This window comes from Pseudomonas sp. Pseusp15 (assembly GCF_059492165.1).
Genome location: NZ_CP168523.1, coordinates 6,162,492 through 6,184,363, shown reverse-complemented (window position 1 = coordinate 6,184,363; position 21,872 = coordinate 6,162,492). Strand labels below are relative to the sequence as shown.

Sequence of the window (21,872 nt, the reverse complement as noted above, 5' to 3'; positions counted from 1 at the left end):
GCGGGCAGGATCAGGCTCCAGGCCCGAAAAGTCGCCCAGTATGCCAGCCTGAAGGATTGTTCCGCGAACAATCGGCCCGGCGCGCCTTGGCGCGCGGGACGAATGGCAGGTCAGATGAAGGAGTCGTCGTCATCGCCACCGAAGAACGATGAACCGTCATCGTCGTAATTCGCGTCGGTGAAACCGCCCTGATCGCTGGAGTTGTCAGCCACGCGCTGATCGTCGCCCCAACCGCTGCTATCGCTCTGATCGTTGACCTTGGCCGGTTCTTCCTTGATGACTTCAACCACTTCCGGCTGCTGATTGTGATGGAACAGGCTGCTGATGCCTTGCGCCAGCATCACGCCACCAGCCACGCCCGCTGCCGTTTTCAATGCACCGCCGAGGAAACCGCTGCCGACAGGCTGTTGCGGTGCGTAATTCTGTTGAGGTGGCGCTCCGAAGTTCTGCTGAGCAGGCGGTGCACCGAAGTTTTGCTGCGGCTGCGAGTTGAACGACGGCCGTCCTGGTTCACGCCAGCCGCCATTCGAGGGGGTTGCGCTTTGAGTCGGCGCAGGCTGCGGATCACGGGAAGCGCCGCCGAAGATGCTCGACAAAAAGCCGCCGCTGCTCGGTGCCGGTGCCGCTGTCTGGGCCTTGGCCTGTTGCAGTTCGGCCTGCAATTGCTGCACTTGCTGGGTGAGTTGCTTGTTCTGTTCGTCGAGGCTCTTGATGGCTGCCTCTTGCACCAGAATCGCCTGGGTCATGAAATAGCCCGCCGCTGGTTGGCGAGTCAGGTGTTCCTTGATCCGCGCCTCGGCCTGGGCGTCGCGCGGGGCTGAGTCCGTTTCGGCCTGTTGCAGCCGGGAAAACAGTCCATCGATCAGGGTTTGTTCTTCGCTGTTCATGGCGACCTCGTAGATTGCCGGGAATATCATTGCCCTCACCCACAGTGGATAAGGTGCTCACCAGTAATGGGGCTGATACAGGATGTTTCAATGACCTTTACCGAACGTTTACGTTTGCGCCCCGAAGGGGTTGATCGGTTAAAGTGAGGCACTGCTTTCAACCTGCGATACCGACTGATGAATTCGTTCGATGTACTGCGTGACTCTCTGTATTTCTTCAAGCGCAACCTGGGCCAGATTGTGCAGCTATGCCTGCCGCTGGTGATTGTCGAGGCGCTGCTGCAACAAGTGGTCGACCGCTCCACCGGGCCGGACAGTTTTGCCGGCATCAGTGTGATTGTCGGCTTGCTGGTGTATCCGCTGTACACCGCAGCGCTGATCCTGTTCCTCGATGCCCGCAGCCGAGGCGAATCACCGCGTACCCGCGACCTGTTGGCAGCCGCTGCGTCCCTGTGGCCGCGCTTCGCCGTGCTGACCGCCCTCAATACGTTGCTGATCCTGATCGGCCTGTCGCTGTATTTCCTGCCGGGCATCTGGCTGATGGTGACGCTGGCGTTCGGCGAGTACCTGTTGGTGCTGCGCGGCTTGGCACCGCTGGCGGCGATGAAGGAAAGCCTGCGCCTGACCCGCGGGCATTTCATCCGCATCCTGGTGTGCATTCTGTGCGTGATGGGCCCGCTGTGGGTGCTCAAGGGAGCGACGCTGGCGGTTTACCCTGACCCGCAGAACCCGGTGATCTCGCTGCTGATCGACAGCGCCCACAGCTTCCTGCAGCTGTTCACCAGCGTGGTGCTGTTCCGCTTGTTCATGCTGATCGCCGATGCGCCCGAGAAATCTGATGAGCGGCTCTGACCGCTCTACCCTTGGGCTTTGGCGCGGCTCTCGGTTATGCTCGGGGTCATCTTTGTAACGCGATAAGCCGAGCCATGCCCCGTCTACTGCGCTACACCCTGCTGGGCCTGCTGATCGCCATCAGCCTGATTGCATTGCTGATCTACAGCCTGACCTGGCGCCCCGACGCCAAGGAAGCGCTGCCGGTCAGTTGCAACGCCCAGGCGCCGACGCTGGTGCCCGGTCAGGCGTTGAAGGTGATGACCTGGAACGTCCAGTATCTGGCCGGCAAGCGCTACGTGTTCTGGAACGACCTGGCCGCAGGAGACGACGAATCCCCTACACCTGAAGACATGGCCTTCAGCCTCGACGAAGTGGCGCGGGTGATTCGCGACGAGCAACCGGACATCGTGCTGTTGCAGGAACTCGATGACGGCGCCAAGGCCAGCGACTACCAGAACCAGTTCAAATTACTTGAGGATCGGGTCACCGACCTGTATCCGTGCACCACTCAGGCCTTCGACTGGAAAGCCGACTTCGTACCTGAACCCCACATCTTCGGCAGCGTTGGCCGGCAATTGGCGACCCTGAGCCGCTACCGGATCGAACACGCCGAACGCCTGCAATTGCCGGTCGCGCCGGCCAATGTCATCAGCCGTCAGTTCAAGCCGAAAGACGCCTTGCTGGTCACGTACCTGGCATTGAACGACGGTGGCCAGATGGCCGTGCTCAACACCCATCTGGACCGCACCAGCCAGCTCGACGATACCTTGCAATCCCAGGTGACCGCCGTGGCCAAGGTGCTCGACAAGTTCGAAAGCCAAGGCACGCCGTGGTTGATCGGTGGAGATTTCAACCTGTTGCCGCTGGGCCAGTATCAACGCCTGCCTGCCGAGCAACGCACGCCCTACTCTGCCGACAGCGCGCTGCATGTGCTGTGGGACAAATACCCGATGATCCCCACCAACAACGAAGCCAGCGGTATCGACCGGGCGCAATGGTTGACCCATTACCCGAATGATCCCGGCTTGAACGGGCCGGACCGGACCGTCGACTACCTGTTTTACAGCCCGCGCATCAAACGGGTCGAAGCGCGGGTGCGGCAGGACGATACGTTGCGCATTTCCGATCATTTGCCGGTGATTGCGCGGTTTCTGTTGCCGGCCGCGCCATAAAACACCTGTGGCGAGGGAGCTTGCTCCCGCTCGACTGCGCAGCAGTCGTAAACCGATTGACACCACGCACCTGAAAAATGATGTGACAGAATTTGGGGCTGCTTTGCAGCCCAACGGGAGCAAGCTCCCTCGCCACAAAAATCCGTGCCCTACTTACGAGGCTTAACCCGCGCCGTCGCCTCGGCCACCAGCGGATCATCCGGCCAGTAGTGCTTCGGATACCGCCCCTTCAAATCCTTCTTCACCTCGGCATAGGTGCTGCGCCAGAAGTTCGCCAGGTCCTGCGTCACCTGCACTGGCCGCCGCGCCGGGGACAACAGATGCAGTTTCACCACTTGCCGGCCGCCGGCAATCCGCGGAGTCTCGGCCAAGCCGAACAACTCCTGCAACCGCACCGCCAGAATCGGCGGCTGCTCGCTGTAATCCAGACGAATCGATGAGCCCGACGGCACGCTCAAATGATGCGGCGCCAGCTCATCCAACCGTTGCGGCAACGGCCACGGCAGCAAGTTGTGAACGATGCTCGACAGGTCCAGATTGGCGAAGTGACTGAGCCGCGAGACTTTCCCCAGATAGGGCATCAGCCAGTGTTCGAGGCTTTTGAGCAATGTTGCGTCGCTGACATCCGGCCATTCGCTCTCGCCTTTACCCGCGAGATCCAACTGCCGCAACAACGCCACCCGCGCCTGCCACTGACGCAGCTCTGGCGTCCAGGGCAACAGCTCCAGACCTTTGCGCCGCACCAGATTCACCAACGCCTGACTGCGAGCACTTTCATCGAGCCCGGTCAGCGGTTCGCGGCTGAGGATCAACTCGCCGACCTTGCGCTGACGCTCGGCCCGCAGCACACCTTCGCGCTCATCCCAATCCAGTTGATCGACGCACCGCACCTGTTCGGCCAGCACGGAGTCGAACAGCGCCGGATCAAAATCCGTCGCCAGATAAATCCGTTCTTCACGCTGGCCCTGACGACTGCCCAGATCGGCGATCACCAGCCACGGTTGCTTCATCAGGCTGTCCGCCTCGGCAAACAACGCCGCACGACCGTTGGCCAGGCGATATTCAGCGCCACCGGCCCGCCGCTGTTGGGCGACCCGGTCGGGATAAGCCAATGCCAGCAACGCACCGAGCCAACGCGGATGTTCGGGGTCGCTGACCGGCTCCGACGCTTTGCCGCGCAAATAACCGCGATACTGTCGCGCCAGTTGCCGAGCTCGTTGAACACCGCCCTGCGCACCGCGAGCGGCCCGCTCTTCACCGGATAACAGCACCAGTCGGCTGTGCAGGTCCGCGCCAGCACCACGCAAGATATCGCGCTCACCAAGCAGTGCCGCGACATCACAGGCCATGTCGGCCAAACCGAGCGCCTGGCCACGCAACAGCAAATGGGCGATCCGTGGATGGGCCGGCAGTTCGGCCATGGCCTGACCATGACGGGTCAGCGCTTCTCCCTCCAGCGCACCCAAACGCTCAAGCAGATCCTGGGCCTGTGCATAAGCCGCTGCCGGAGGCACATCGAGCCAAACCAACTGCCCCGGCGTCACGCCCCAACGACCGAGTTGCAAGGCCAGCCCGGCAAGGTCCGCCGAGAGTATTTCCGCACTGGCGTAAGCCGCCAGTTGCTCGTGCTGATCCTGCGACCACAAGCGATAACACACACCGGGCTCCAAACGCCCGGCCCGGCCTGCACGCTGCGTTGCACTGGCTTTGGAGATCCGTTGGGTATCCAGGCGAGTCATGCCGCTGCCGGGGTCGAAACGCGGCACGCGCGCCAACCCGGCATCGATCACCACGCGCACGCCATTGATGGTCAGGCTGGTTTCGGCGATGTTGGTGGCCAGCACCACTTTGCGCTTGCCCGCAGGCGCCGGGTCAATCGCCGCCCGCTGCGCCGCCAGGTCCAGTTCGCCGTGCAGCGGGCACAGCAACACCGGCGCGCCCTCGCCCAAGGCATCGGCCAATTGTTGATGCACCCGCCGAATCTCCGCCTGCCCCGGCAGGAACACCAGCAGGCTGCCGGTTTCATCGTTCAGCGCGTCGAGGATGGTCTGCACCACCTTTGGCTCGATGAACTCACCGGGCTGAAACGGCCGGCCCCAGCGCATCGCCACCGGGTACATGCGACCTTCGCTGCGCAGGATTGGCGCGTCATCCAGCAACCCGGCCAGGCGTTCGCCTTCCAGGGTTGCCGACATCAAGAGGATTTTCAGCGGTTGATCGTCGCGGAACAGCTCCCGGCCATTCAGGCTCAGGGCCAGCGCCAGGTCGGCATCGAGGCTGCGCTCGTGGAATTCATCGAAAATCAGCAACCCAACGCCTTCCAGCGCCGGGTCATCCTGCAGGCGCCGGGTGAGGATGCCTTCGGTGACCACTTCGATGCGGGTATTGGGGCCGACCTTGCTGTCAAGACGAATGCGATAACCCACGGTTTCGCCGACCTTCTCGCCCAATTCACTGGCCAAGCGCTCCGCCGCCGCCCGCGCTGCCAACCGGCGCGGTTCGAGCATTAGAATGGTCTGCCCGGCCAGCCACGGCTCATCGAGCAAGGCCAACGGCACCCGGGTGGTTTTACCGGCACCGGGCGGTGCTTCGAGCACGGCTTCGTGGCGTGTAGCGAGGGCTTCACGCAGGGCGGGTAAAACTTCATCAATTGGCAAAGAAATCATGCTGGCTCCCAAACAGAGGGCCGAGTATAACGGCGTTCAGCGCGGTCCTAATTCATATCGACGATGCTTCGTTTCCAGATAACCCAGGAGATTTCAAATGCGTGCTCCCTTTCGCTTGATCGGCGGTGTATTGATCGCGTCCTTGCTGACCCAAATGACCGCCTGCGGTTCGATTTTCTACCCGGATCGTCGCGGCCAGATTGACGGCAAGATTGACCCGGCCATTGCCGCGCTGGATGCAGTGGGCCTGCTGTTCTATATCATCCCCGGCCTGATCGCCTTTGCAGTGGACTTCACCACGGGTGCCATTTACTTCGAGCCCGGCCGGACCGCCCAGGTGGCGCCGGAAAAACTCAAGGAAGCCATCGGCGCCGACGGCAAGGTCGATAACCACAAGTTGCAGACTATTCTCGAAAGTGAACTGGGCCGCAGCTTCCCGCTGGACGATCCGCGTCTGATCCAGCACAAGGGCAGCGCCCAGCAACTGGCTATGTTCGGCCTGCAACCGGCTGCATAATTCGTGCATTTGAAGGAACCACAGCACTGATGACGACCCCTACCGACCACGCCCGCCTGCTGCGGCTGGCGACGCGCGCCTCGGTGGCGGTCGCGTGCATATTGATCATCGCCAAAGCCATCGCCTGGTGGCTGAGCGGCTCGGTGAGCATGCTCGCCGGGTTAACCGACTCGGCACTCGACGGCATTAGCTCGCTGCTCAACCTGATGGCCGTGCATTACGCCTTGCGCCCGGCCGACGATGATCATCGATATGGGCACGGCAAGGCCGAATCACTGGCGGGCATGGCTCAGGCGCTGTTCATTGGTGGCAGTGCCGTGCTGATTTCCCTGCAGGCGATCGAACGGTTGAAACATCCGGAACCGATAGGCGCAGCGTGGCTCAGTATCGGGGTGATTGTGTTCTCCCTCGTCCTGACCGTGGCCCTGCTGATGTTGCAGCACCGGGTAATCAAGGCTACCGGCTCCAACGCGGTGAGCGCCGACTCCTTGCATTACCGCTCGGACCTGCTGCTCAACGGCGGTATTCTCGTAGCGCTGGTGCTGGCAGGGTTTGGCTGGCAGCAAGTCGACCCGTGGTTCGGCCTGGGGATCGCTGCTTACATCCTCTGGAGCGCGATTCAAATCGCCCGGGATAGTTTTGCAGTGCTGATGGATGAAGAATTGCCGACCGATGTCAGCCAGCACATGCTCGAACTGGCCTGCAGCGTACCCGGCGTTCTGGGTGCCCACGACTTGCGCACGCGGATTTCCGGCAACCAGTGGTTCGTGCAATTGCATCTGGAATTGCCGGGGGACTTGACCCTGTCAGTCGCCCACGGCATCAGCGATCAAGCCGCCGATGCGATTCATGCCGTCTACCCGCGAGCCGAAGTGCTGGTGCACGCCGACCCGCAGGAAGTGGTAAAGACCGCCAAGGCTCAGTAACTCACCTGATAACCGCGACTGCTCAGGCAGTTGCCCTGGGCCTGTCGGTAAACTTGCACCACCGACGGATCCGGTCGGTAGGTGGCAGTACGTGGATCGAAACCGCTCTGTTGCACGGCCCAGCGATAACATTCATAAGCGTCCCGGCTGACTTCCTCCGGCGACTGGCCGTTGGCCGGATACGCCACCACGTCATAACCATTGCTCACCGGTGGCGGCTGCACAGGAGGGTCGACCACGACGTAATCCTGAGTGCTCTCCTGATAGGCGTAATATGCGCCGGCCGCCAGGAACAACAGCGTGCCGCCGATCCACACTTCACGGGCGTAATCGGGCAAGTAGCTGACGCGAATCCCGCGAGGCGGCTGAACCACCACATAACGCGGGCCTTGCGGGCGATACCAGTAGCCACCGGAATAGAAATAATCCTGGCCACGATACGGCACGCGGAAGTGACGCTCCTCCGGGAAGCGGTCGATCACGTACCCAGGACGATACTGCGGGCCGGGGCCCCAGCCTGTGCCGTGCCCCTCCGGACGACCGGGCCAGCGACGGTCATCGTGACGCGGCTCCCGCCCCCCGGTCTGCCATGGCTGGTTGTGATTGTTACGCCACGGTTCGTCCTGATAGTAGCCACGCCGCGGTTCCTGGGTCTGGCGCACGGTATCGGGCCGACTCTGGATTGGCAGATTATTACTCGGTTGTTGCGGCGCTCGCTCCTGAACGTTTGGATCGTGTAGCGGACGGTTCTGCCACTGGCCACCCTGAACGCTGGAGTCGTGCGGCGTACGGTTCTGCCACTGGCCGCCCTGATTGTTGGACTCGTGCGGCGCCCGGTTCTGCCACTGGCCGCCCTGATTCTGGTCGTGGCGTTCGAATTGGCGGCTGTTGTCGCCACGAATGATTTCGGTGTTCTGCGGGCGTGGCTGATTGCTGCCGCCATGGCCCTGGCCCTGTTCATTGCCCCGATGATCAGGCCCACGCTGCCCGCCATCGGGGCCGCGGTTCTGTGGTTCATCGGCAAGCGATTGTGCAGTGACACTCACACACAGCAAACCAACACCGGCCAAACGCCAGATGCGCGATTTCATGCTTTTCCTCACGGCGGGTTAGGGCCTGTACGTAAGACTGGGAAAGCGCAGGCCGGTTCTGCAACAGGTTATCAGTCACGTAACTTTTTTATTGAGCGGCTTTTTATTAAGGGCATGCCAAATTGCGGGCAAGAAAAAAGGGAGACCCGTCGGCCTCCCTTTGAGAACTTCGTCCGTGCTCGACGCTTATGACGTCGGCTCACCTCACGCCGTCTTCTGGACAGTGTGTAGCTCGGGGGCCGACGCATCCCCGGTGGGGGTGGCGACCGCAGCTGGCCTGATTGGGCGAGCCGCACTGGACTGTTTGTCCGAGCAGTGATTCTGGTGATAAGAATAGGCCCGGAGCACCGACAGAGGATTGCGAAGATTGCTCAAATAAACATCACTTGCGCAATTTTTAACTCAGGATAGATAATCTGCCGCAATAGTTATGACAAAGGCCTGATTGATGAGCAAACTCGACCGATACGACCTGAGTATTTTGGCGGAATTACAGCGCGACGCGCGCATCTCCAATCAGGAGCTGGCCGAACGCATCGGCCTGTCGCCTTCGCCTTGCTCGCGGCGGGTCAAGCAACTGGAAGACGACGGCTACATCTCCCGCCAGGTCGCCTTGCTGGACCGCAAGATGCTCGGCCTGAGCCTGACCGCCTACGTGCTGATCGGCATGGACCGCCATACACCCGAGCGTTTCGAGAACTTCGAAGCCGCCATTCGCACATTACCGCAAGTGCTGGAATGCAGCCTGGTGACCGGGATGGACGCGGATTATCAGCTCAAGGTGGTGGTGCCGGACATGGATCACTATCAAAAGCTGCTGCTGGGGCATCTGACCCGGATTGAAGGGGTGACGAGTGTACGGTCGAGTTTTGTGTTGAACCAGGTGCTCAATAGCACGGAGTTGCCTTTAACTCATTTGCGCAGCTGAGAATGCTTTGTGGCGAGGGAGCTTGCTCCCGTTCGGCTGCGAAGCAGTCGCAAAACCAGTGAACGCAGTGTGCCAGATTAAACCCGGTCGCTGATTTTGGGGCCGCTTCGCGCCCCAGCGGGAGCAAGCTCCCTCGCCACAATCCGACGCAGGTCAATACCCCGCCAATCCCCCTTGGCGTATACTCCTCCCGCCTTTTTAGCCCCGCCCGCGCTGGAGATGTTCAATGGATCCTGCAGTTTTTGAAGAGTGGATGATGACTGGCCTGGTCAGCATCCTGATCATTTTCATGGGTTTCATCGTCTGGGATCTGGCAAAAAAATCCAAAGCCGGACGCTTCGGCTCGTTCATTCTGTTCTTTGTGCTGGGGTTGGGTGTGGCCGCATTCGTGATCAAAAGCGTGGTCATCGGCCTGATCGAATCCGGCACGCTATAAACGCGCCGGCACTTCCTTCCACTGTCCCTGATCGAGCCCTTCGATCGACCAGTCACCGATTTTGACCCGCACCAGGCGCAACGTCGGCAAGCCGACCGCCGCAGTCATGCGCCGCACCTGACGGTTGCGCCCCTCGCGAATCACCAACTCCAGCCAACTGGTGGGCACGCTTTTGCGAAAACGCACAGGCGGGTTGCGCGGCCACAGCTCAGGTTCTTCAAGCTGCCGCGCCTCGGCGGGCAAGGTCATACCGTCGTTCAGCTCGACGCCCTCGCGCAAACGCTGCAACTGCTCGGCGGTTGGCTCGCCTTCCACTTGCACCCAGTAAGTCTTGGCCAGTTTGTGTTTCGGGTCGGCAATCCGCGCCTGCAGCTGGCCGTCGTTGGTCAGCAGCAGCAAGCCTTCGCTGTCGCGGTCCAGCCGTCCTGCCGGGTAAATCCCCGGAATCTCGATAAAGTCCTTGAGCGTCGCCCGCCCTTCGCCGTCGCTGAATTGCGTCAGCACATCGAAAGGTTTGTTGAACAGAATCAGCTTCGGCTCGGCCGGGGGCGCTTTGGCGATACGGCGCGGGGCGGAAGAAGATGACACAGGCTTCACGCCAGGGCGGCGGGAAACGGGACGTTGAGGACGGGACATGGCGAGAAGAACATCTAACGGTCAGGGCTGCTAATGCTAGTGCCCCAACCGTCAAATGACCATGAGAACAATCAGCGGAACGGCGGCTCGTCGAAGCTGCGCAGTTTGCGTGAGTGCAGCGAGTTGAGCTCGGTGCGCAACAGATCCACCGCCTCGATGCCGATCTTCAAGTGCTGGCTGACCGCGCGCTCATAGAACGCGTTGGCCGACCCCGGCAGTTTGATTTCGCTGTGCAGCGGTTTATCCGACACACAGAGCAACGTGCCATAGGGCACCCGCAAGCGATAACCCTGGGCCGCAATCGTGCCGCTTTCCATGTCCACCGCCACGGCGCGGGACAGGTTGATCAGCGGACGCTCCTGCGCCCAGCGCAGCTCCCAGTTACGGTCGTCGTAGGTCAACACGGTGCCGGTACGCAGGCGTTTCTTCAGTTCGTCGCCCTTCTCACCGGTGATGTTGGCCGCCGCTTGCTGCAACGCCAACTGCACTTCGGCCAAGGCCGGAATCGGAATGTTCGGTGGCACCACCCGGTCGAGAATCCCGTCGCGACGCATGTAAGCGTGTGCCAGCACGTAATCGCCAATGGTCTGCGACTGACGCAAGCCGCCGCAGTGGCCGATCATCAGCCAGCAATGCGGACGCAGCACGGCCAAATGGTCGGTGATGTTCTTGGCGTTGGACGGGCCGACGCCGATGTTCACCAGGGTCACGCCATGGCCATCGCTGGCGATCAGGTGATAGGCCGGCATCTGGTAACGATGCCAGACCACGCCAGCGGCAATCGCCGAGGCTTCGCCGTGGTCCATGCCCTTTTCGATGATCACGTTGCCCGGCAACACCATGCGCACAAAACGCGGGTCTTTGCGCAATTGTTCCAGGCCATGAACGATGAACTGGTCGACGTAGCGGTGGTAGTTGGTCAGCAGAATCCACGGCTGCACATGCCGCCAGTCGCTGCCGGTGTAGTGCACCAGTCGGCGCAGGGAGAAGTCCACCCGCGCGGCATCGAACAGGGCCAATGGCAGCGGGTCGGTGTTTTCCCAATCGTACAAGCCATCAGCGATGCCATCGGTGGCGGCCGACAGATCCGTACTCGGGAACACCCGCGCCAGTACCGCCGCCGTAACGCCAGAGCCGGCCAGTTCATCGCCCTGCTCGACCACATACGGATAAGGAATGTTTTGCTGGCTGACGCCGACTTCCACGGTCACGGTGAAGTCGTGCATCAACGGAACGAGTTGCTCCAGCAGGTATTTGCGAAAGGCTGCCGGATGAGTGACGGTGACGCTGTAGGTCCCCGGCAATTGAACCTTGGCATAGGCGCGAGTGGTCTGTGGGACTTCGCCCTGGCAGAGGTAGGTCAGACGCAACTCGGGATAACGAAACAGGGCACGCTGTTCAGCGTCCGGCTCGACGCGATCCTTGAGATAACGCTTGAGCGCTTGATTCAGCGCTGTGGTTGCACGCTCGTGCAAGACAGCAAGCCGATCAACGGCTTGCTCGGCGGTTTGAACGACAATAAACGCTTCGGTCACGATCAGCTTCCTGTGTTCTGACTTGCAGACCTTCATCTTGCCTGCATCATCGCTTCACGGGAACAGTGAAAAAAGATCGTAGCCTTCGGCAACTCCTACAGAGGGTCGTCGTACACCTGTAAGAGGCTGCCGAAGGCTGCGATCTTTTCGCCCTTCAGAAGCCCTGCGGTGTCGAGCGGGCCACAATCGCTTCCACATCCAGCCCACGTGGCAACGTTCCATACACCCGACCGGCCGAACCGAGGCGGCTGGCGATGAACGCATCACTGACCGCCGCATTACCCGCCTCCAGCAACAGCCTGGCCTGAAGCCCCAAGGCGATGTCTTCGGTGAGCTGGCGGGCGCGGTATTGAATGTCGTCGGTGTCCTTGAACGCCTTCTGCAACTGGCCGATGTGTGCGGCCAGGCGTTTGTCGCCATGGCCATCGCCCAACTCGTTGAACAGCACATCGAGCACGCCCGGTTCTTTCGACAACGCGCGCAACACGTCGAGACATTGCACGTTGCCGGAACCTTCCCACGTCGAGTTGACCGGTGCCTCACGGTACAGTCGCGGCAAGATGCTTTCTTCGACGTAACCGGCGCCGCCCATGCATTCGGCCGCTTCGTTGATCATCGCGGGCGCGCGTTTGCAGATCCAGTACTTGCCCACTGCCGTCACCAATCGAGCGAATTTCGCTTCGTGGTCGTCATCCAGATGATCCAGCGCTCGCCCCATGCGCAGGCTCAACGCCAGGGCGGCTTCGCTTTCCAGGGCCAGGTCGGCCAGCACGTTTTGCATCAAGGGTTGTTCGCTGAGCAACTTGCCACCGACCTTGCGGTGGGCGCAGTGATGGCTGGCCTGGGTCAGGGCCTGGCGCATCAGCGCGCTGGAGCCGACCATGCAATCGAAACGGGTCATGGCGACCATTTCGATAATGGTTGGAACGCCCCGGCCCTCTTCGCCGACCATCCAGGCCAGGGCGCCACGGAACTCCACCTCGCTGGAGGCGTTGGACCAGTTGCCGAGTTTGTTTTTCAGCCGCTGTATGTAGAACTGATTGCGCGTGTCATCCGGACGATGACGCGGCAGCAGGAAACAGGTCAGCCCTTTGTCGGTCTGGGCCAGGGTCAGGAAGGCGTCACACATTGGCGCCGAGCAGAACCACTTGTGGCCCACCAGTTCATACGCCTGGCCCGGCCCACCGCCCCCCACCGGAAACGCCTTGGTGGTGTTGGCTCGCACATCGGTGCCGCCCTGTTTCTCGGTCATCGCCATGCCGATGGTGACTCCGGCCTTATGGGCCATGCCGACATTGCGCGGGTCGTACTCGGTGGCGAGGATTTTCGGCAGCCATTGCCGGGCCAGATCCGGCTGCAGGCGCATCGCCGGGACGCTGGCGAAAGTCATGGTCAACGGGCAACCGCTACCGGCCTCTGCCTGACTGTGCAAATACGTCATGGACGCGCGAGCCACATGAGCGCCCGGTTGCGGATCGGTCCAGGGCAACCCTGTCAGGCCACGCTCCACCGCCGTGCGCATCAACTGGTGATAAGCCGGGTGAAACTCCACCAGGTCGATGCGATGGCCGTAACGGTCATGGCTGACGAACACGGGTTTGTTTTGATTGGCCGCAAACCCGGCCTCCATCAGCGGCCCGCCGGCCAATGCGCCGTAAGCATCGATCCGCGACTCGGCCCAACCGGCATCGAACCGTCGCGACCATTCCTGCAAAGGCAGGTCGATGCGATAGAGGTTGATGCCATCCAGCGACGGTGGCTGGTTGGTGACTTCGTGGGTTTCGGCGAACTGATGCAGGTTCATGACGGGGCTCCTTTGGTCAGCCAAGGGCTTCAGTTAAGCACCGCCCCGAGGCTGAACAAAGTGGCATATCTGCCTAAATGTCGGCGCTTTCGCCTTGTCCAGAACAGAGCACCCGTCGATAGAGCGCGGCCTGCAAGTCCTCGAATTTCACCGGTTTGTTCAGGTAGTCGACCACGGTGTCGCTCGGGCAGTGCAATCGGTCCGCACTCAGGGCAATCATGAACACAGGTAAGTCGGCGCAACCCGGCAACGCGCGGATCCGACTGCAGATGGAGGCGCTGTCCACTGGCGGCAACTGGCAATCGAGCAATACCGCGTCAACGGCTTCACACTGCAATTGATCGAGCGCAGCAAGGCCATTGTCAGCGGTGCGTACCCGGAACCCAAGCTTGAGCAACATGCCGCGCATCACCAATTGATTGATGCTGTTGTCATCGACCAGCAATACCGTGCACTCCTGGGGCAAGCGCAGGCCGGTGGTCTGCCGGGTGATCGAGGGAGCAGGCTCCACCACCGACAGCTCGAATTCGACGTCCAGCTGGAAGCGGCTTCCACGGCCTGGTTCGGAACGGTGGCTCAGGCGCCCCCCGAGTAATTCGACCAACTGCCGACAGATCGCCAGGCCAACGCCAAGACCGCCATATTCACGGGTCATCGAGCCGTCGAGCTGGAAGAAGCGCTGGTACAGCGTCGCCTCCCCCAGATCGGTAAAACCGATGCCGGTGTCGATCACCGCAAAAGACAGCGCCAGCCGACCGGGCTCCGCCGCCGGTTTACCCGTCACCCGCAGCGCCAGACCACCGACTCGGGTGAATTTGATTGCATTGTCCAGCAAGCATTCCAGGCATTGCGCCAGCTTGCCGCTGTCGCCGAACAAACGATCCGGCAACCCGGGCGTTACCTCGACCTTGAAGTCCAGCGACTTGCTCGACGCATTGCCATCGAACTGCCCGCGCAAAGACTCGACCACACTGCGCAAGCTGAACGCCTCCGGATAGACCTTGAGCTTGCCGGCCTGCAATTCGGTCAGGGTGAGGATGCCGTTGACCATGCGCATCATGTCCCGCGCCGAACCTGCCGCCGTTTGCTGATACTGCTCCAGCTCTGGGTTCATCTCGACGGTCTGCATCAGCTCCAGCGAACCGATCACACCGTTCATGGGCGTGCGCAGCTCATGGGTCAACGTGGCGAGGAATTCGTCCTTGAGCCTGTTGCTGTGAGCCAGTCGCTGGTTCAGCACCTCAAGCTTCTGGCCGGCGTCGAACAACGTCTGTGCCTGATGCTCGCGCATGGCGTTGATACGATCGGCCAGGGCCAGGGACAGCAACGCCACTTCAATCGCCGAGCCGATCTGGCTGGCGTACATGGTAAGGAACACGTTGGGCAAATACCCCAGCACCATCATCGTGTTCACGACGCCACCGAGCAAAAACGCCGACCAGGCAATGATGAAGTAGCGCGCCACCCTCAAGCCACGCCACCAGGCGAATACCCCGGCAGCGAAAATCACCACGGTAAAGACCAGCGCCAACGCCGTCGCCAGACGCAGGGCCAGGGCGTAACTGGTCATCAAAGACAACCCGACCACCAGCCCGCTGAACGCGATCAGCGCCAATAGCACACGGTCCAGCCAGCGGCTGTGGGTGGCCGTCCGCAGGAAGCTGCGGGCAAACTGGCTGCCGAACAACCCCGAACAGCCGATGAAAAACGGCGTGGCGGCGTTGGCCCACCACGGATTGTTCGGCCAGAAATACTCCACGGCCGCGCCGTTCACCGACAGCTGATACAAGCCGAACGAGGCGATGTAGACGATGTAATAGAGGTAACTGGTGTCGCGCACGCTGAGGAAGATGAACAGGTTGTAGACCAGCATCCCCAGCAATACGCCGTAAATCAGCCCCAGCACGTAGAGCCGCACCGGCTGTTCTTCAAGGTAAGCAGTGCTCGACCACAAGGTGACGGGCGCCTGGATCGAGCCTTCGCTTTGCAGACGCAGGTACACGGTTTGCGCCTGCCCGGGCGCAAAGCTCAGATCGAACAGATAGTTGTTCTGACGAATCTGGCGAGTGGCGAACGGTAGCGCATCGCCCGTCTGTCGGGCCAATTGATAGTCACCGACAGCATCGGGCAAGTACAGATCAAGGTGATCGAGGGGCGGATAGGCCAGTTCCAGCAGCCAGGTCCGTTGCGCCGACGGATTGGTCGGACGGTATTGCAGGTCGATTTTCAACCAGAACGCCGAACGCGAATAGCCGGCGTTGAGGGTGGCTTTATCGTGGGGTTTGAAATGCCCGGCCGCGGCTTGCGCACGGACATCGGCAATGGTCGCTTGACCGCCCGCGTCTTCATAAACCTGCATCGTTCGGCCCAGGGGAAGGCTCTGGGTGAACTCGTCGAACTCGACGGCGCTCGCCAGGAGGGGCAAGCACAACAGCAACATCAACAAATAGCGCATTTAAGCCCCAGCGTGGCCTGTCCGGTTCTGTCAGGAAGCCCCCCATTCCTTTTGAGTAGACGTAAAACCGGTATTACCTGTTATTGGTTTGGATCCACTCTAGCATAGCCGTTAGTGGCCATTGAACACCATTGAATTTTTTCCTAAAAAGGCTCTAGCACGGGCGTTCCAGCGCTATGTATTGAGCTAGAGCTGTTGGCTTGATCAGGTCGTGACAATGCCCCGGTGGGTGATGAACCCTGTGGCGAGGGGGCTTGCCCCCGTTCGGCTGCGAAGCAGTCGTAAATCTGCCCATGCGGTGTTCCAGACAGAAGGCAAAGGGGGCGCTTCGCACCCCAACGGGGGCAAGCCCCCTCGCCACAATGTATCGGCCGGACTGGACGTCGCAACACCCGAAAAAACATGTTTGGTGGTAAGCTCGCGCACCATGAATATCTACAGCTCTCGCCCCGTTGTCCTCTGTCTCTCCGGCCACGACCCTAGTGGTGGCGCCGGCTTGCAGGCAGATATCGAAGCCCTGCTTGCCCAGGGTTGCCATGCGGCTCCGGCCGTCACCGCCCTGACCGTGCAAGACACGGTCAACGTCACTGACTTCCGCGTGCTCGATCGCGAGTGGGTACTGGCCCAGGCCAATGCCGTGCTCAACGACTCCGAAGTCGCCGCCGTCAAACTGGGCATGCTCGGTTCCCTGGAAATGGTCGACACCGTGGTCGAACTGCTTTCAGCGCACCCGCATTTGCCAGTGGTCTGCGACCCGGTGCTGCGTGCCGGCGGTGGCGGACGACTGGGCAAGGACGAAGTCGGCTACGCCATGCGCGAGCGCTTGCTGCCGCTGTCGATCATCGCCACTCCTAACCTTCCCGAAGCCCGCATCCTCGCCGAACTGCCCGAAGGCACCGCCGACGAGTGCGCGGAAAAACTCCTGCCATTCGTCAAACACCTGCTGATCACCGGCGGCCATGGCGACGAACACGAAATCCACAACCGCCTGTACAGCCGTGACGGTCGCCGCGAAACCTTTACCTGCCAGCGCCTGCCCGGCAGTTATCACGGTTCCGGTTGCACGCTGGCCAGCGCCCTCGCCGGCCGCCTGGCCCAGGGTGAACACCTCGCCAGTGCCGTACAGAGCGCGCTTGACTACACTTGGCGCACCCTGCGAGATGCGGAACAGCTGGGCAAAGGCCAGTTCGTGCCCCGCCGCCTGCCGCTGGATTTCTGTTCGTAACTTTCGATGCGTAAAGCGCAGAGGCTTGTCCGATGAAACTACGTGGCCTGTACGCCATTACCGACAGCCAGCTACTGGCCGGCAAATTTCTTTCGTACGTGGAGGCGGCGCTCGAAGGCGGCGTCACCCTGCTGCAATACCGCGACAAAAGCAGCGACGAGGCCCGCCGCCTGCGCGAGGCCGAAGCCCTGCGTGATCTGTGCGATCGCTACAAGACCCAGCTGATCATCAATGACGACGCCGAACTGGCCGCGCGACTGAATGTCGGCGTGCACCTGGGCCAGACTGATGGCCCACTGATGCCGGTGCGAGCACTGCTCGGGCGTCAGGCGATCATCGGCTCGACCTGCCACGCGCAACTCGAACTCGCCGAACAAGCCGCCAAGGAAGGCGCCAGTTACGTCGCCTTCGGCCGATTCTTCAATTCCAACACCAAGCCTGGCGCCCCGACATGCAGCCTCGACTTGCTTGATCAGGCCCGCAGCAAACTGCACCTGCCGATCTGTGCGATCGGCGGCATCACCCTGGACAACGCTGCCCCGCTGGTGGCCCACGGCGTCGATCTGCTGGCGGTGGTGCATGGCCTGTTCGGCGCCGAGAGCACGGCTGAAGTGACGCGTCGCGCCCGCGCCTTTAACGAATTGTTCAAATCCTGATTTTGAGAGCCAAATAATGTCTCGTTCCGAAACCCTGTTTGCCAATGCCCAGAAACACATCCCCGGAGGCGTGAACTCGCCTGTTCGTGCGTTCAAGAGCGTTGGCGGCACGCCGTTGTTCTTCAAACACGCCGAAGGCGCCTACGTCACCGACGAAGACGACAAGCGCTATGTGGATTACGTCGGTTCCTGGGGCCCGATGATTCTCGGCCATAGCCACCCGGACGTGCTGGACGCGGTGCGCAAACAGCTTGAGCACGGACTGTCCTACGGCGCCCCGACCGCGATGGAAACCGAGATGGCCGATCTGGTCTGCTCGATCGTGCCATCGATGGAAATGGTGCGCATGGTCAGCTCCGGCACCGAAGCGACCATGAGTGCGATCCGTCTGGCCCGTGGTTTCACCGGTCGCGACAGCATCATCAAATTCGAAGGCTGCTACCACGGTCACTCTGACAGCCTGCTGGTCAAGGCCGGTTCCGGCGCCCTGACCCAAGGCGTACCGAGCTCGGCCGGTGTACCGGCGGCGTTCGCCAAACACACCCTGACCCTGCCGTTCAACGACATCGACGCAGTAGAAGCCATGCTCGCCGAAGTCGGCCAGGACGTGGCGTGCATCATCGTCGAACCGGTGGCCGGCAACATGAACTGCGTACCGCCGGCACCGGGTTTCCTCGAAGGCCTGCGGACCCTGTGCGACAAGCACGGCGTGGTGCTGATTTTCGACGAAGTGATGACCGGTTTCCGTGTCGCCCTCGGCGGTGCCCAAGCCTATTACGGCGTAACACCGGACCTGAGCACCTTCGGCAAGATCATCGGTGGCGGCATGCCCGTGGGCTGCTTCGGCGGCAAACGCAAAATCATGGAACACATCGCGCCACTGGGCCCGGTCTACCAGGCCGGTACGTTATCGGGTAACCCGCTGGCGATGGCGGCTGGCCTGACCACGCTGCGTCTGATCAGTCGTCCGGGCTTCCACGCCGAGCTGAGCGACTACACCAGCCGCCTGCTCGATGGCCTGCAACAGCGCGCCGATGCCGCTGGCATTCCGTTCGTGACCACTCAGGCCGGCGGCATGTTCGGTCTGTACTTCAGCGGCGCCGACGACATCGTCACCTTCGATGACGTGATGGCCAGCGATGCGAACCTGTTCGGGCGCTTCTTCCACCTGATGCTCGAAGGCGGCGTGTACCTGGCGCCGAGCGCCTTCGAAGCCGGCTTCACCTCGATCGCCCACGGCGAAACCGAGTTGAAACTGACGCTGGACGCCGCCGAACGTGCCTTCACCGCACTGAAGTAAATCTGCGACGCTGACGTTGGCGATTGCCAGCGTCAGCTTTCACCTACATCCGCCCCCTTTTTCCTGCTCAGCTGCCAATAATCCCCCGCAAAGTGGGTGATATAGTCCCCGCGCAGCAGAAAAACGAGTAAAGACTTTGTAAGGTTGGCCCTGCTTATTTCATAATGCGCGCTTATTGGATCCCTCGACGGGTCCGCGCGCCCCTCAGAGGTAAGTCGATTCCCATGAACCGCACCGGCCGCACCCTTGCATTGGGCTGCCTGTTGCTCCTTCAGCCCCTGCTCGCGCTCGCACAAGCAGGCGGCAACTCGTTGTTGATCCCGGCGATGGGTCGCTGCACCCTCAATACTCAGCCGCAAGACCTGACGCAAGCGCTCGCCGCCTGCCAGAAAGCGTCGGATGAAGGGGATGCGCAAGCGCAATACGAGTTGGGTGAGTTCTACTACGAAGGCAAGAACGTGCCGCGCGACCTCAATAAAGCCCTGAGCTACTTCGAAAAGGCCTCGCTGCAAGGTCATGCCCAGGCGCAATTCAAACTCGGCACCATGTTCTTCCATGGCGAAGGTGTACCGGCCAATAACATACAGGCGTATATCGTGCTGAAAATGGCTGCGGTCAACGGCGCCGAAGACGCGCTGGACACCGCCGACGAAGTCGCCGAAAAAATGCCCCGCGAAGACCTGGAAGTTGCTACCCAGGTGCTGGGGCAAATTTTCCGTAAATACCTGATGGAATTGCAGAGCGCCGACGGGCGTACGCCGTTTTCGCCACTTCCCTGAATTGAACACGCCCCCCTGTGGCGAGGGAGCTTGCTCCCCGCTCGGCTGCGCAGCAGTCGTAAAACCCAAGAACGCGGTGTGCCAGACTTATCGTGATTGCAGATCTCGGGGCCGCTTCGCGCCCTGGCGGGAGCAAGCTCCCTCGCCACAAAAAGCCATTCTCACCTTAGAAAAACCTGCTGCTTACTTCTCAGGCATCGGCATCGGAAACGGCATGACATTACCGACCGCGCCGCGGGCTTCGCTGATTTTCGGCGTGCCAAGGCGTTCGACCTCGTCGATGCGCACGATCGAATGCATCGGCACAAAACTGCGCACAACGCCTTCGAACTGAGCCTTGAGCTTTTCTTCGCTCGGATCGACGACCACTTGCGTGCGCTCGCCAAAGACGAACTCTTCCACTTCCAGGAAGCCCCACAGATCACTTTGATAGATCTGCTTGGCGTACATTTCGAACACCTGGCCCTGATTGAGGAAAATCACCTTGTAGATTGGAGCTTCACGTTTGGTCATGGTGGGCGGGTAACACATCGGGGATAAAAATGAGGGCGCGAACTATAGCATAGCCACCGGACGCGCAGCGGTAGGAACCTTGGGACATGTTCCCTATAATGCGCGGTTCTTTGAATCACGTGATGAATCTTTCCATGGCCAAGAAGCTTTACATCGAAACCCACGGTTGCCAGATGAACGAGTACGACAGCTCGCGCATGGTCGATCTGTTGGGTGAACATCAGGCCCTGGAAGTCACCGCCCGCGCTGAAGACGCCGACGTGATCCTGCTCAATACCTGCTCGATCCGTGAACGCGCCCAGGACCGGGTATATTCCCAGCTCGGCCGCTGGCGCGAACTGAAACTGGCCAATCCGGAAATGGTCATCGCCGTCGGCGGTTGCGTGGCCAGCCAGGAAGGCGCGGCCATCCGTGATCGCGCTCCGTATGTCGACGTGGTGTTCGGCCCGCAGACCCTGCACCGCCTGCCGGAAATGATCGACGCCGCGCGCGCTACCAAACTGCCGCAAGTCGACGTCTCGTTCCCGGAAATCGAAAAATTCGACCACTTGCCCGAACCGCGCATCGATGGGCCGAGCGCTTACGTGTCGGTCATGGAAGGCTGCAGCAAGTACTGCACCTTCTGCGTGGTGCCTTATACCCGCGGTGAAGAAGTCAGCCGGCCGTTCGACGATGTGATTGCCGAGATCATCCACCTGGCCGAAAACGGCGTGCGCGAAGTGACTCTGTTGGGGCAAAACGTCAACGGCTATCGCGGGACCACTCACGACGGTCGCCTGGCCGACCTGGCGGAATTGATCCGGGTGGTCGCCGCCGTCGATGGCATCGACCGGATTCGCTACACCACTTCGCACCCGCTGGAGTTCTCCGACAGCCTGATCCAGGCCCACGCCGACGTGCCGGAACTGGTGAAACACCTGCACTTGCCGGTGCAATCGGGCTCCGACCGAATCCTCGCGGCGATGAAGCGCAACCACACCGCGCTGGAGTACAAGTCCAAACTGCGCAAACTGCGGGCCGCCGTGCCAGGGATCTGCATCAGTTCGGACTTTATCGTCGGCTTCCCGGGCGAGACCGAAAAAGACTTCGAACAGACCATGAAGCTGATCGAAGACGTCGGTTTCGACTTCTCCTACTCGTTCGTCTACAGCCAACGCCCGGGCACCCCGGCCGCCGACCTGGCCGACGAAACGCCGGAAGAACTGAAAAAAGAACGCCTGAATGCCCTGCAACATCGCCTGAACCAGCAAGGGTTTGAGATCAGCCGACAAATGGTGGGCTCCATTCAGCGGATTCTGGTTACCGATTATTCGAAAAAAGACCCTGGCGAACTGCAGGGGCGCACCGAGAATAACCGTATCGTCAACTTCCGCTGCGACAATCCGACCCTGATCGGCCAGTTCGCCGACGTGCACATCGACGCCGCGCAACCACACTCGCTGCGGGGTTCGCTGATCCAATAACAGCAGGCCATAGAGCCTTTGTGGCGAGGGAGCTTGCTCCCGCTCGGTT

General features: G+C 61.1%; 19 protein-coding genes. 11 read left to right on the top strand and 8 right to left on the bottom strand.

The window, feature by feature from the left end:
* Positions 1-110: 110 nt before the first annotated feature.
* Positions 111-887, bottom strand: a complete 777-nt coding sequence (locus ACEN8R_RS28005) for a DUF2076 domain-containing protein (RefSeq protein ID WP_230173115.1) — start codon at positions 885-887, stop codon at positions 111-113.
* A gap of 177 nt (positions 888-1,064) precedes the next feature.
* On the opposite strand from ACEN8R_RS28005, the gene ACEN8R_RS28000 reads away from it, so the two are divergent.
* Both ACEN8R_RS28000 and ACEN8R_RS27995 read left to right on the top strand, forming a co-directional pair.
* Positions 1,065-1,739 (top strand): YciC family protein, encoded by a 675-nt coding sequence (locus ACEN8R_RS28000; RefSeq protein WP_230173113.1) that lies wholly within the window; start codon positions 1,065-1,067, stop codon positions 1,737-1,739.
* A 74-nt stretch (positions 1,740-1,813) separates the two neighbouring features.
* Positions 1,814-2,893 (top strand): endonuclease/exonuclease/phosphatase family protein, encoded by a 1,080-nt coding sequence (locus ACEN8R_RS27995; RefSeq protein WP_495624500.1) that lies wholly within the window; start codon positions 1,814-1,816, stop codon positions 2,891-2,893.
* A 149-nt stretch (positions 2,894-3,042) separates the two neighbouring features.
* Here ACEN8R_RS27995 and hrpB read toward each other — a convergent pair whose 3' ends face one another.
* On the bottom strand, positions 3,043-5,559 hold the full coding sequence (gene hrpB, locus ACEN8R_RS27990; protein WP_495624499.1) for an ATP-dependent helicase HrpB: 2,517 nt from the start codon (positions 5,557-5,559) through the stop codon (positions 3,043-3,045).
* Positions 5,560-5,656: 97 nt separating this feature from the next.
* On the opposite strand from hrpB, the gene pmcY reads away from it, so the two are divergent.
* The gene (gene pmcY / locus ACEN8R_RS27985) at positions 5,657-6,076 is read left to right on the top strand and encodes a periplasmic Zn2+ metallochaperone PmcY (protein WP_018925778.1); all 420 of its coding nucleotides are present in this window, start codon (positions 5,657-5,659) and stop codon (positions 6,074-6,076) included.
* 29 nt (positions 6,077-6,105) lie between these two features.
* Positions 6,106-7,002, top strand: coding sequence for a cation diffusion facilitator family transporter (locus ACEN8R_RS27980; protein WP_018925777.1), 897 nt, complete (start codon positions 6,106-6,108; stop codon positions 7,000-7,002).
* Here ACEN8R_RS27980 and ACEN8R_RS27975 read toward each other — a convergent pair.
* Positions 6,996-8,093, bottom strand: a complete 1,098-nt coding sequence (locus ACEN8R_RS27975; RefSeq protein WP_495624498.1) for a DUF6515 family protein — start codon at positions 8,091-8,093, stop codon at positions 6,996-6,998. The genes ACEN8R_RS27980 and ACEN8R_RS27975 overlap by 7 nt on opposite strands.
* A gap of 448 nt (positions 8,094-8,541) precedes the next feature.
* Here ACEN8R_RS27975 and ACEN8R_RS27970 point away from each other — a divergent pair, with 448 nt between their 5' ends.
* Both ACEN8R_RS27970 and ACEN8R_RS27965 read left to right on the top strand, forming a co-directional pair.
* On the top strand, positions 8,542-9,021 hold the full coding sequence (locus ACEN8R_RS27970) for an Lrp/AsnC family transcriptional regulator (protein ID WP_007937367.1): 480 nt from the start codon (positions 8,542-8,544) through the stop codon (positions 9,019-9,021).
* Positions 9,022-9,247: 226 nt separating this feature from the next.
* A complete protein-coding gene (locus ACEN8R_RS27965) occupies positions 9,248-9,457 on the top strand; it encodes a DUF2788 domain-containing protein (RefSeq protein ID WP_007937369.1) in 210 nt (69 codons plus the stop codon).
* Here ACEN8R_RS27965 and ACEN8R_RS27960 read toward each other — a convergent pair.
* The 4 genes from ACEN8R_RS27960 to ACEN8R_RS27945 form a co-directional block, all read right to left on the bottom strand.
* The gene (locus tag ACEN8R_RS27960; protein ID WP_258614509.1) at positions 9,452-10,018 is read right to left on the bottom strand and encodes a pseudouridine synthase; all 567 of its coding nucleotides are present in this window, start codon (positions 10,016-10,018) and stop codon (positions 9,452-9,454) included. The genes ACEN8R_RS27965 and ACEN8R_RS27960 overlap by 6 nt on opposite strands.
* A gap of 146 nt (positions 10,019-10,164) precedes the next feature.
* The gene (gene amn / locus ACEN8R_RS27955) at positions 10,165-11,664 is read right to left on the bottom strand and encodes an AMP nucleosidase (protein ID WP_018925774.1); all 1,500 of its coding nucleotides are present in this window, start codon (positions 11,662-11,664) and stop codon (positions 10,165-10,167) included.
* A gap of 118 nt (positions 11,665-11,782) precedes the next feature.
* On the bottom strand, positions 11,783-13,432 hold the full coding sequence (locus tag ACEN8R_RS27950) for an acyl-CoA dehydrogenase family protein (protein WP_495624497.1): 1,650 nt from the start codon (positions 13,430-13,432) through the stop codon (positions 11,783-11,785).
* Between the two features lie 73 nt (positions 13,433-13,505).
* Positions 13,506-15,887: a hybrid sensor histidine kinase/response regulator gene (locus ACEN8R_RS27945; protein WP_495624496.1), complete on the bottom strand. Its 2,382-nt coding sequence runs from the start codon at positions 15,885-15,887 to the stop codon at positions 13,506-13,508.
* Positions 15,888-16,314: 427 nt separating this feature from the next.
* Here ACEN8R_RS27945 and ACEN8R_RS27940 point away from each other — a divergent pair, with 427 nt between their 5' ends.
* The 4 genes from ACEN8R_RS27940 to ACEN8R_RS27925 all read left to right on the top strand — a co-directional run bounded on the left by ACEN8R_RS27940 (position 16,315) and on the right by ACEN8R_RS27925 (position 19,847).
* A complete protein-coding gene (locus ACEN8R_RS27940; RefSeq protein ID WP_019581334.1) occupies positions 16,315-17,112 on the top strand; it encodes a hydroxymethylpyrimidine/phosphomethylpyrimidine kinase in 798 nt (265 codons plus the stop codon).
* A gap of 32 nt (positions 17,113-17,144) precedes the next feature.
* A complete protein-coding gene (thiE, locus tag ACEN8R_RS27935) occupies positions 17,145-17,768 on the top strand; it encodes a thiamine phosphate synthase (protein WP_018925770.1) in 624 nt (207 codons plus the stop codon).
* A 16-nt stretch (positions 17,769-17,784) separates the two neighbouring features.
* The gene (gene hemL, locus ACEN8R_RS27930) at positions 17,785-19,068 is read left to right on the top strand and encodes a glutamate-1-semialdehyde 2,1-aminomutase (protein ID WP_495624495.1); all 1,284 of its coding nucleotides are present in this window, start codon (positions 17,785-17,787) and stop codon (positions 19,066-19,068) included.
* Positions 19,069-19,292: 224 nt separating this feature from the next.
* Positions 19,293-19,847, top strand: coding sequence for a tetratricopeptide repeat protein (locus tag ACEN8R_RS27925; RefSeq protein WP_018925768.1), 555 nt, complete (start codon positions 19,293-19,295; stop codon positions 19,845-19,847).
* A 183-nt stretch (positions 19,848-20,030) separates the two neighbouring features.
* Here ACEN8R_RS27925 and ACEN8R_RS27920 read toward each other — a convergent pair whose 3' ends face one another.
* Entirely contained in the window at positions 20,031-20,360 is a 330-nt protein-coding gene (locus tag ACEN8R_RS27920; protein WP_003185742.1) for a DUF1820 family protein, read from the bottom strand.
* 134 nt (positions 20,361-20,494) lie between these two features.
* Here ACEN8R_RS27920 and miaB point away from each other — a divergent pair, with 134 nt between their 5' ends.
* Positions 20,495-21,823 carry a tRNA (N6-isopentenyl adenosine(37)-C2)-methylthiotransferase MiaB gene (gene miaB / locus ACEN8R_RS27915; protein ID WP_018925767.1) on the top strand — a complete coding sequence of 443 codons (1,329 nt, stop codon included), beginning with the start codon at positions 20,495-20,497 and terminating at the stop codon, positions 21,821-21,823.
* The last annotated feature ends 49 nt before the right edge of the window (positions 21,824-21,872 follow it).

What these genes read in the sequence shown, in the direction of transcription:
- miaB (WP_018925767.1), top strand. Translation starts at nt 20,495, where the DNA reads ATGGCCAAGAAGCTTTACATCGAAACCCACGGTTGCCAGATGAACGAG.
- ACEN8R_RS27950 (WP_495624497.1), bottom strand. Translation starts at nt 13,432, where the DNA reads ATGAACCTGCATCAGTTCGCCGAAACCCACGAAGTCACCAACCAGCCA.
- ACEN8R_RS27970 (WP_007937367.1), top strand. Translation starts at nt 8,542, where the DNA reads ATGAGCAAACTCGACCGATACGACCTGAGTATTTTGGCGGAATTACAG.
- ACEN8R_RS27995 (WP_495624500.1), top strand. Translation starts at nt 1,814, where the DNA reads ATGCCCCGTCTACTGCGCTACACCCTGCTGGGCCTGCTGATCGCCATC.
- hrpB (WP_495624499.1), bottom strand. Translation starts at nt 5,559, where the DNA reads ATGATTTCTTTGCCAATTGATGAAGTTTTACCCGCCCTGCGTGAAGCC.
- hemL (WP_495624495.1), top strand. Translation starts at nt 17,785, where the DNA reads ATGTCTCGTTCCGAAACCCTGTTTGCCAATGCCCAGAAACACATCCCC.
- ACEN8R_RS27945 (WP_495624496.1), bottom strand. Translation starts at nt 15,887, where the DNA reads ATGCGCTATTTGTTGATGTTGCTGTTGTGCTTGCCCCTCCTGGCGAGC.
- thiE (WP_018925770.1), top strand. Translation starts at nt 17,145, where the DNA reads ATGAAACTACGTGGCCTGTACGCCATTACCGACAGCCAGCTACTGGCC.
- ACEN8R_RS27965 (WP_007937369.1), top strand. Translation starts at nt 9,248, where the DNA reads ATGGATCCTGCAGTTTTTGAAGAGTGGATGATGACTGGCCTGGTCAGC.
- ACEN8R_RS27980 (WP_018925777.1), top strand. Translation starts at nt 6,106, where the DNA reads ATGACGACCCCTACCGACCACGCCCGCCTGCTGCGGCTGGCGACGCGC.
- ACEN8R_RS28005 (WP_230173115.1), bottom strand. Translation starts at nt 887, where the DNA reads ATGAACAGCGAAGAACAAACCCTGATCGATGGACTGTTTTCCCGGCTG.
- ACEN8R_RS27975 (WP_495624498.1), bottom strand. Translation starts at nt 8,093, where the DNA reads ATGAAATCGCGCATCTGGCGTTTGGCCGGTGTTGGTTTGCTGTGTGTG.
- amn (WP_018925774.1), bottom strand. Translation starts at nt 11,664, where the DNA reads ATGAAGGTCTGCAAGTCAGAACACAGGAAGCTGATCGTGACCGAAGCG.
- ACEN8R_RS28000 (WP_230173113.1), top strand. Translation starts at nt 1,065, where the DNA reads ATGAATTCGTTCGATGTACTGCGTGACTCTCTGTATTTCTTCAAGCGC.
- ACEN8R_RS27925 (WP_018925768.1), top strand. Translation starts at nt 19,293, where the DNA reads ATGAACCGCACCGGCCGCACCCTTGCATTGGGCTGCCTGTTGCTCCTT.
- ACEN8R_RS27920 (WP_003185742.1), bottom strand. Translation starts at nt 20,360, where the DNA reads ATGACCAAACGTGAAGCTCCAATCTACAAGGTGATTTTCCTCAATCAG.
- pmcY (WP_018925778.1), top strand. Translation starts at nt 5,657, where the DNA reads ATGCGTGCTCCCTTTCGCTTGATCGGCGGTGTATTGATCGCGTCCTTG.
- ACEN8R_RS27940 (WP_019581334.1), top strand. Translation starts at nt 16,315, where the DNA reads ATGAATATCTACAGCTCTCGCCCCGTTGTCCTCTGTCTCTCCGGCCAC.